At 63.4% G+C, this 9,384-nt stretch carries 10 protein-coding genes; 8 read left to right on the top strand and 2 right to left on the bottom strand.

Going from position 1 to position 9,384, the window contains the following annotated elements; translation table 11 throughout:
* The first annotated feature begins 86 nt into the window (after positions 1 to 86).
* The 8 genes from AWC31_RS19920 to AWC31_RS19885 all read left to right on the top strand — a co-directional run bounded on the left by AWC31_RS19920 (position 87) and on the right by AWC31_RS19885 (position 7,527).
* A complete protein-coding gene (locus tag AWC31_RS19920; RefSeq protein ID WP_234816924.1) occupies positions 87 to 2,726 on the top strand; it encodes a helicase-like domain-containing protein in 2,640 nt (879 codons plus the stop codon).
* Between the two features lie 270 nt (positions 2,727 to 2,996).
* Positions 2,997 to 3,665, top strand: a complete 669-nt coding sequence (locus AWC31_RS19915; protein WP_085145780.1) for a hypothetical protein — start codon at positions 2,997 to 2,999, stop codon at positions 3,663 to 3,665.
* Between the two features lie 228 nt (positions 3,666 to 3,893).
* Entirely contained in the window at positions 3,894 to 4,724 is an 831-nt protein-coding gene (locus AWC31_RS19910; protein ID WP_085145778.1) for a hypothetical protein, read from the top strand.
* 240 nt (positions 4,725 to 4,964) lie between these two features.
* Positions 4,965 to 5,159 (top strand): hypothetical protein, encoded by a 195-nt coding sequence (locus tag AWC31_RS19905; protein WP_085145777.1) that lies wholly within the window; start codon positions 4,965 to 4,967, stop codon positions 5,157 to 5,159.
* A gap of 238 nt (positions 5,160 to 5,397) precedes the next feature.
* Complete coding sequence (locus AWC31_RS19900) at positions 5,398 to 6,201, top strand: DUF4262 domain-containing protein (protein WP_234816923.1); 804 nt, start codon at positions 5,398 to 5,400, stop codon at positions 6,199 to 6,201.
* Between the two features lie 34 nt (positions 6,202 to 6,235).
* A complete protein-coding gene (locus AWC31_RS19895) occupies positions 6,236 to 6,601 on the top strand; it encodes a hypothetical protein (RefSeq protein WP_234816922.1) in 366 nt (121 codons plus the stop codon).
* Positions 6,598 to 6,864, top strand: a complete 267-nt coding sequence (locus AWC31_RS19890) for a hypothetical protein (RefSeq protein ID WP_133060191.1) — start codon at positions 6,598 to 6,600, stop codon at positions 6,862 to 6,864. The genes AWC31_RS19895 and AWC31_RS19890 overlap by 4 nt, the downstream gene beginning before the upstream one ends.
* Positions 6,865 to 7,227: 363 nt before the next feature.
* Complete coding sequence (locus AWC31_RS19885; protein ID WP_085145774.1) at positions 7,228 to 7,527, top strand: hypothetical protein; 300 nt, start codon at positions 7,228 to 7,230, stop codon at positions 7,525 to 7,527.
* A 44-nt stretch (positions 7,528 to 7,571) separates the two neighbouring features.
* On the opposite strand, the gene AWC31_RS19880 is transcribed toward AWC31_RS19885, so the two are convergent.
* Both AWC31_RS19880 and AWC31_RS37465 read right to left on the bottom strand, forming a co-directional pair.
* Positions 7,572 to 8,645, bottom strand: a complete 1,074-nt coding sequence (locus AWC31_RS19880; protein ID WP_085145773.1) for a hypothetical protein — start codon at positions 8,643 to 8,645, stop codon at positions 7,572 to 7,574.
* 228 nt (positions 8,646 to 8,873) lie between these two features.
* A complete protein-coding gene (locus AWC31_RS37465) occupies positions 8,874 to 9,068 on the bottom strand; it encodes a hypothetical protein (protein WP_165766005.1) in 195 nt (64 codons plus the stop codon).
* Positions 9,069 to 9,384: the final 316 nt, after the last annotated feature.

The raw sequence follows: 9,384 nt of genomic DNA, 5'->3' as shown, positions 1-9,384 counted from the left end.
CGCGCAGCACTCATGATCGGCCCTCATTCTCGGTGGGTCTGATCAGTCAACCACAACAGTTCAGCTGGCTATAGAACCGAGACCCGGTGGTGTGGGATGAGTTCTACGACGAGGAAGCCCGCGCTCACCGCAAGGTCCGCAACGCCGACGCCACCGAGGCTGCCGAACAGAAGCTCCTAGCGATCCAAGAACGATTTTCACTGTGGGTGTGGGAGAACGCCGAACGGGAAACACGGATCGTTGAGCGGTACAACCAGACCATGAATGCGCACGTGTTGCGCAGCCATGACGGGTCGCACTTGACGTTCCCAGGACTGGCCGACGGGATCGAGCTGTGGCCCTGGCAACGCGACTTTGTCGACCGCGCCGTGTCCACTCCTGCCGTTTACTGCGCCCATGAGGTAGGTCTCGGCAAGACCTTGACAGCAATCGCTTTGGCGATGACGCTACGGCAGTTCGGGTTAGCTAACAGGGTGGGGTTCATCGTTCCGCTGCATCTCATCGAGCAGGCCACGCGCCAGTGCTACCAGGCGTGGCCGGCGGGCCGGTTTCTGATCGTGACCCGCGATGATCTGCACGGCGACGCGCGCCGCCAGTTCGTGGCCCGCTGCGCCACCGGGGACTGGGATCTGGTGATCATGACCCATGAAACGTTCTCGTCGCTGCCTGTGCCGGCCAACGTGGAGCGGGCATGGTTGGAGGACCAGTTGGGCGAGTTGGAAAACTTCGCTAGGACAGAGGGATACACCGGAAAGCGGATCGCTAGCGCGGTACGTTCATTGGAGGGACGGATCAAGCGGCTACGGTCATCGGTCAACGATCCGCGCGCGATCACGTTCAAGAGTCTGGGACTGGACTATCTCATCGTCGACGAGGCCGACAAGTTTCGTCGTCTGCCGGTTACCACTCGAGCGGAAGGCTTCAGCCTCGGGTCTTCTAAACGTGCGTTGGACCTGTACCTCAAGCTGTCGCTTTTGCGGCGCGCCAACCCCGACCGGCCGCACGCGTGCCTGATGACAGGAACCCCGTTCACCAACACGCTCGCCGAGGCCTTCGTGTGGCAAACCATGCTTGCCCCAGAACAATTGGAGCGCACCGGGCTAAGTCACTTTGACGCCTGGGCGGCTCAGTTCGTGCGGTACAAGGTGCTCATCGAGACCAGCCCGGACGGGTCGGGGTTCCGGTCTCGGCGCCGCCCGGGGACCATTCAGAATGTCCCCGAGTTGCGCACGATGCTGTCGGAGTTTATGTCGATGGTGCGCGCTGAGAGTGTCGGCCTGCCGCGACCGCAGGTCAGAAACCACACCCATTTGACCGAACGCACTGCAGGGCAGAAGGCGTTCATGGAGAGGCTGGTCGAACGCGTTGATGCCATGCAGAAGCGCCTACCGTCCGCTAGCGCTGACAACATGCTGTTGATTTGTGGGGACGGACGCAAAGTCGCCCTGGATCCGAATCTGGTCGGAATCCGCGAGACGGCACCCAAGTTGGAAGGCGTGGCCGCCTTGGTCGCTGACATCTACCACAACACTAGGCATTTGGTGTATGAGGGATCGCCGAATCCGGGTGCGCTGCAACTGGTCATGTGTGATCTGGGCACCCCCAAGAAGGGCGATTCGCAGAGTTACGGGCGTATCCGCGACGGCCTGATTGCACGAGGCGTGCCCGCCGAAAAGGTCCGATTCGTACATGAGGCGACGACGCCGAAGGCTCGCGAGGCTCTGTTCGCTGCGTGCCGGGACGGTCGGGTCGCGGTGCTGCTGGGCTCAACGGCCAAGGTGGGCATTGGGACCAACGTGCAAACCCGGCTTCACTCCCTGCATCACGCCGACCCGACCTGGACGGCTGCAGCGTGGGAGCAGCGCAACGGTCGCATTCAGCGCAACGGTAATCAGCATGACGTCGTGGGCATCCATTCGCACGTAGCGCGCGCAACGTTCGACGCATTCATGTTCGGCACAGTGGAGAGAAAATCTCGCGGATTCTCCCAGCTCTACCGGATGGACGGTCAAGCCCGAGAGATCGAGGATATCGGCGATGACACGTTGACGTTCGGCGAACTCAAGGCCGCCGCCGCCGGCAACGATCTGCTGCTGCGACAGCACGAGTTGCGGACCCGCGTACGCACCCTGCGGTTGGCGTATGTCACCGTGCAGCAGAACGTCCGGACACTGCTCAACTCGGCCGCCAACAGCGACAGAGCTGCTGAGGCCGCCGCGTCCCGGCTGCAGCAGTTGAAGGCCTTCGCCGAACAGGGCGCCGATCAAATGGGTGAGATCGATTTGACGCGGGTGGCCGAGGACGCCTGCGCGACACGAGACCCGGACCGGTACTACCCACGTTACCGGGCGGAGTGGAGAGGTCACCGGGTGTCAGTGCGCACCGTCGACACCGACCCAGGTCAGAGGTTGGAGCTCGATTTCGATCACCGAACACTGTGGGCCGAGCCGCTGCCGGCCAAAGTTCGCAGGCGAGGACCTGAAGCGGTCAAAGCCTGGGCGGAGGCCATGGTGGCATCCTGGGTGGCCGGTACGGAGCGCGAGATCGCCCAGACGCGGGCGAAGCGGTCCGACGCGCAGCGGCGGGCGCAAGAGGCTCGTGACACTGCGGCTGCGACCGACGTCAGCGAGCCGGCCGAGCTGATCGCCGCGCGGGCAGAACTGGCAGAGGTCGACAAAGCGATCGACGATGCGCTGAATGACGAGGAGCCGCCGGCTGCGGCGTAGCCGAAGCAATACAGGAATGTGGCCCCGCCGATGCGCCAGCTCGGCGGGGCCACTTGCTGTGCCCTGGGGATCTCTCCGCGCGATGCGCGTCGGTCGCCAAGCCGTTCTCTCACCACCTCCCCACCCGGCATGGGGTGGGGAGGTGGTGAGAGATAGAAACCTGCTGCGGCAGTGTGTGATTGGACCGAAGGTGTCAGGGTGTCGCGGTATACTCGCTGGTGAAGGGCAGGCCATTCCGGCAGGCCCATGGTTTCCCTGGAGGGAATAGTTGTGACTACTGTCGTTGAGCGTTCCGTCGGAGAGCTGCGGTCGGTTGCGGATGTGCTCGGTTCTGATGAGAAGCCGAATGTGGTGGTGTGGGCACCGACGAAGGACAATGGTCCGGTTCCGGGCTGGCTGGTTGTTGAGCATCGCAACGTTGTTGCCGCGGGCCGGGAGCGTCGGTGCGCGATCGTTCAGGCTGACTCGTGCACCGTGGCCGCGGCCGGTCCGATTTCTGAGGTTCAGATTGTGGCGGGCCCAATCGCTACTGATGAGCTGATGCCGGAATGGGTAGGGGCTCTCGCTTCGTCGCACTGGGACGCCCAGGAGGCGCGTGCCGAACGGGACGCGGCCCGCTCGGACCTGCGGGCTCATGAACAGCGACTGGAGCGCATTGAGAACGCGTCGCACGAGTTCGCTGACGAGCATTCGCTCTGCGGGGATTTCGACGCGTTCATGATTAGTCAGGGGTTGCGCCCAAGGATGAGCGACTGGGACTGCGTTGCAACTGCGACGGTGCGGGTGGGGGTGACTGTGCGAGCCCGCAACGCAGAGGATGCAGAGTCGGAGGTCGATGCCGCGCTGGTGGTCGATGCCCTGATGGAGCTTGCGAGCCGTCGGAGTGCACTGGCTGACGCACTGCTGGATCACGACGTGATCGATACCGAAAGGGCGTAGCGAATCGAGGTGGTGCGGCCGGTAGCGGTCGGCGGCCCGCCACACCACCTCCCCGCCCGGCATGAGGTGGGGAGGTGGTGTCGAAGTGTGGACGTTCTCGGTTGTTGTTGTTGCTGTTGCTGGTGGTGGGCGGCTGTCGCGGGACGAGTTTGTCGGTGGGGACCGGTAGCATTTCTCTTGTTGGGCAAGCCATCCGGCGGGCCCTTGTATCTCGGGAGGGTCCCTGTCATGACTGCAATCACTGCGGAGCGGATTTCGTCAGCTGTCGGCGGCAACGGGGAGGTGGATTGGCCTGTGTTGCTGACTCAGGCGCTGACCTTGCCGGGGCAGATGGGTGCGACGTATTGCCGGTTCTATCAGTACTCGCTGCAGAATCAGATCCTGTTGTGGTCGCAAGGTGTGACGGAGCCATGTGCACCGTTCAGTGTGTGGAAGCGTCTGGGCCGGATCCCGGTTAAGGGTGGTGGCCGGTATGTGCTGCATCCGGCACCGTTTCGTAAGACCGATGAGGAGACCGGCGAGGAGAAAGTGGTGGTTTGCCGGTTCCGGTTGAAGCGGACGACCTTTCCCTATTCGAATACTGTTGGGCCGGAGGTGAAGTGGCCCGACGTGCCGGAGTGGGACTGGCAGCGCGCGTTGGCGGCGCTCGACGTTGAGCAGGTGCCGTTCGAGATGATCAGCGGCAACACTCAGGGGTATTCGATCGATCGTAAAGTCGCGATCTCTCCAGTTGCCGTGTACCCGGCCAAGACGGCGTTTCATGAGCTTGCGCATGTGATGCTCGGCCACACTACCAAGGCAGACATGGTCGAGGCGGAGCCGCTGTGCAGGGGTGTCCGCGAGTTCCAAGCTGAGTCGGTGGCGTATCTGCTAGCCCATGAGACTGGATTGGAGGAGTGGGCGCCGGAGGAGTCACGCGCTTACATCCAAGGCTGGCTCGGCGACGAAGAGGTCACTGACCGCCATATCAGGGCGGTGTTCACTGCGGTGGACAAGATCTTGGCGGCGGGGCGCTCGGCGCCGGCTTGTGAGGATGCAGTGGTGGCGCGAGCGTCCTAGCTCCTCGGCCTGTTGAGGTATCGAGCGGGGGGATTCTATCGAGGGTCCCCCGGCTCGATGTGCCTGGCTCGCTCCCCACTACCCCACCCGGCATGGAGTGGGGTAGTGGGTGGCATTTGGTGTGGCCGTGTGGGTTTGGGGTGATTTCGAGGTTCCGGGCTTGTCGGTGGGTGCCGGTAATGTGGATGTCGTTGGGCAAGCCATTCCGGCGGGCCCCGGAGTCCCGGGAGGGGATTGGCGATGTTCGCTGCTGGTTCGTATGTGATGGTTCGCGAGGGTGTCTCGGTGGCCGAGGGCCTGGAAGGCGTGTTGTGCCGGGTTTGCGGGGTCCACGATGATCTTCGAGATATTCGGCGGGTTGATGCTGCCACCGGTGCGGTGATCGGTATCGAGGTGCGTTTCTCGGTTTCGGAGTTGGTCTCGGCGTCGCGTTAGGTCGGTCACGGTGGCGTTGGGTCTCAGGCTCGGCGCCACCGCGTGGCGATCTTGTTAAACCGAAGTGCGCCCGCCATTGCCTCCCTCCCCGGCATAGGTGTGGGAGGCAGTGGTAGTTAAAGCGACTGTGACTCTGGGCATTCAGGTGCGGCGGTGTCGGCGTGTAATCGTAAGATTGTGGTGTTGGGCAAGCCATTCGGGCGGGCCTCTTGGAGTCTCTTGAAGGGGGCTGTATCTCGTGGAACGTATCGAGGATTTGACTGATGGCGTTGGCCGCATGTCGGTTGTCGAGGACACTCGCACCAGTATTGCCAAGCACGGGTGGACGGTGATCAGCGTGTTTCCGACGGCGGAGGATGATGGTGTGCCATTCGCCTACACAGTGGGGCTGTCGGGAAAACAGCTGCCGGAGTTGGTGATCTATGGCCTGCCGGTTTCGGTTGGCCACCAGGTGCTCAATGCGTTCGCACAGCAGATGATTGAGGCGGGTAGGCCGGTGAAGTCGGGGCAGCGCATCACAGATGTGCGCGCCGGGGATGTGGAGCTGGTGGCGGTCGAGATGACTAACACAGGCCACTTGACCATGGTGCGGCGGGTATACGGGTCTGTGAGTGCTGCGGTGCAGTTGTGCTGGCCAGACGTGGATGGTCTGTTTCCGTGGGAGCGGGGCAGCAGACTCGGTGACGATGAGCAACCGGTGTACGGGGTAGCGCCCTCGGGACGGCCGGTGTACCGCGCGACGCGGCTGCCCGTCGACAGCGCTGGGGAACTTGCAGATCTGATCGTAGATGCGCCAATGGGCTCGTTGACGATCGTTGATCCGCAGGCCGATAACAATCTTCGAGCTCGGAGGGGAGCGACTGCGTTGATCGGGTACGCGATGGATCTGGGCAAGAGCGGCCTGGATGCTGAACTGGACACCGCGGCAACCGATATGCTCGCCGACCTACGCCATCTATTTGACGCACTGGGCATGGATTGGGAGGCATCGTTAGCGACTGCTGATCGAAACTACTGCGCCGAGATCCTCGGGGAAATCTAGCAATACGCGTTGTCTCGACTGTGGGACTGAGGCGTTGACCAATCTAGAAGTGTCAGAGCAGGGCGGTATGCTCGCGGTGTTGGGCAAGCCACCCAGGCGGGCCCTCGAGAATCCCGGAAAGGGGATTGGCGTGACTTCTGGCATTGCGGCCGCGACATCGCTGACATTGACGTTCACCGTGGAGAGCGCCTACAGCGACGGCCACAGCTCAAAACGGACCGAAACGGCAGAGTTGGAACCGTTCGAGGATCTGGAGGAGCTGTGGGAGCAGCTTGAAGAGTTCATCGGTGACGGCCACGGCGTCGGCAAGAATCTGGGTTACTGCTTCGAGATCACGATCGTGGATGCCCCCGGTCGGCCTGATCTGCTCGGGAAAAGTAATGAGTGGGCGGGCCGATGAGCGCGCTGGCGCCGCCAGCTGCGGTGGTGGACACCCTGGCGGGGCTGCGAGCCGCGTTCGACGGCATCCATGTCATGCACGAATGCAGTGGCGATTGCCCGGCTGACTGCGATCTGACGGACTACAGCGAAGCCGCCCTGCGCGATCATGACGAGCGGAACTTCGATGCCCGCGAGGAGATCCACGAGCGGGCGGAGGAACTGGTGGCCGCGCTCGATGAATGGCTGGGCACCGCCGCGGCGGAAGCAGGGCCCGGTCGATGAGCTCATCCCGCCCCCATGCGGCGGGATGTCGAACTAGCCGCAGGCGCGGCCGTCAGGGAGGGCCTTGAGGACGTGCTGCAGCGTCGTCGGCACCGATGGATGATCTGCGTTCCGTGATCGCCGAGCATGATCCGGTCGTGCTTAAGCACTGGCTGTGGTGGTTCGCAGGCCTATTGGCTTTCGAACCACCACGGTTCGCTGCCCCCGCTCGGTATGGGGTGGGGAGGGGATGTTTGTTGAATTGCGTTGTTGTAGTCGGGGTTGGTGGTTGCGGCTTTGTCGGTGCCTGACGGTAGAACCGTGGGGGTGTAGGGCAGTCCGGGAGACACAAGCGAATCGTGCACGAGGAGAGGACCGGCAACCATGGCGCTCACGATGGAAGACATGCACTGGTACACCGTCGGCCGTTACCACCTCGACGGAACCGTTCCCATGGACGCCGTCATCGATGAGTTGGAGCCCGTCGGTAACGTCATCGACGTGGACGAAGAGGGTGGATATGTCGTACTTAGCCTCGACAAGACGTTTCTGTCCACAGCCAAGAACATGGGCGAGCTGAAGGGCGACGCCCGCTACGCCTTACCTCGGCCGCAGGGCTGCGATCGGCCCGTTGAGGTCATCAACGTCACCCGCAGTTCAGACATGCAGGTCTTCGGCTTCTGACCGCGCACACAAGCGGGCGGTCATGTCGACCGGTCATGCTCGCGTCAGGAACCGGTCGAGCAACCAACGTTGGGGAACACCGCAACTAGGCCCTTGTCCGCTTCGACGAGCTTTGCCATGAGATTGGCGTAGTGCGTTTGATAGCCGGCGATGCTCTCGCTCGGCAGCCCGGGCTTGCGGATCTGTTCCACAATGGCAACGGCCACCCCAGACAGGCCAGCGATGTCGCGCAGGTGCTGCTGGATCGCGGGGTCACGCACCTCATCGGCGCGCCGCTGCAAACGCTGTGCCCATTGACGGTATTCAGCGAGTTCGGGCCCACCGGGACCGATCCGGGTTGTATCGAGAAGCGACCGATGCTCAGAAATGTCTTTCACCACCGCGGCAGCAGTACGGCAGTCCTGGCCTGGGGACCTGCCGGTGAACGCTGAACCCAAACCCGCCGCAACCACCACTGTCGCAACGACACCCGCCTGGATCAAACGCTGACGGACCGTCGGTGACGCGGGCGGCACCGCATCGGCCACCAGCGCAGCGACCTGGGGGTCAGCTCCAGCGGCGGCGCGCAGCTCGGCCAGATGCGGGCCGCGGCGGCGCCGCAGCACCGTGGGCACGACCTCGGACGCCACCAGGACGACGCCGGCTGTCAGGTACAGCAGGCCCATGCGGGGCCGGTGCCCGACGAACTCCACGACAGGAAGAACCACCGCGAACAACGCGACGATGACCCACACGAGACGCCGACGCGTCGGGGACACCCGCTCCCGGTACGCCTTGGACAGGTCCATTGCCCGCACGGCGGCGCCCAAAACCGCCGGGTCGGTCGGGATCGGCCCGTGTCGCAGCGAGTGGCCCACCTGTGCGCGCTGGGCCGCGGTCAGGCCGCGCAGCACGGCGGCGTAGGAGTTCGCGACCGGCTGGGTCAGCACGGTGAATGGCGCGGCGAGCAGCATCGCGGCGGTGACCAAAGCGGTCGCGGTGAGCCAGGCTGGCCATGTCGTCCACCAGTTCTCTCGCGGCTGCAGCGTCCAGTTGTACAACGCCAGCCATAACGTCATCGCGAGCGAGATGATCAGCCAGCGGCCCCACCACGGTGCCGTGTGGTACCGAACCCACATCGCAGAGCCATCCCCTCGGAGCGTCAAGTGCTGAAGCCAGGCGTAGCTGATCAGAAGCAGCGCGACGCCAGCAAATCATTCTCGCACCGGTGACCGAGCTGCCAGCGCACCAGTTCTCCAAGCCAGGCGTCTTTCTCGGTGCGTACTGGCAGGTGTGTCCCACACCAGCAGGCCGGGTGAGCGAACAGTGAGACTGACCGCGATCGTCCGCACCTCCTGCCCGTTGCTTCAGCCGGCAGGCAGCGTCCCGCATGCAATGATCGCCAACACGAGCAGCACCAGGTAGACGGTTGTCTGCTTCGCGATGCCATACCGGACACGGCACATGATCGCCAAGCCGGCACTGACAACGATCCAGCCGACCGCAACGTATCCGAAGCCTTGCCCGACCTGCATGGCGAATCCGTCTCTGCTTGACGTCATGTCGAGGAGCCCGTGCTCGGTGCGAGACGGCTGGTTGCGATCGGCAAAGCGTAGGCAGAGGTGTGCCATCGCCGAAAAGCTGATACTGATCCACACAGCGATGTCAGCGACCCACCACGCAACTTCTCGCACCGCGGCCATTGCGTCGTGGTCATCGTCCACCACTGAATCCTCTCCCACGGCGATCCCAGGTTGCCGAGTATCGCAGACCCCACGATCTTCGGGGGCCCCGGTGGTTTCTCACACCACCTCCCCACCCGGCATGGGGCGGGGAGGTGGTGTGTATGAAAAGTGCTGTTGTAGTGGGGGTTTGGGT

The sequence above is a fragment of the Mycolicibacterium wolinskyi genome (assembly GCF_002101965.1).
GTDB lineage: Bacteria > Actinomycetota > Actinomycetes > Mycobacteriales > Mycobacteriaceae > Mycobacterium > Mycobacterium wolinskyi.
The sequence above is the reverse complement of the archived record's forward strand: the minus strand, read 5'-3'. Positions and strand labels throughout refer to the sequence as shown.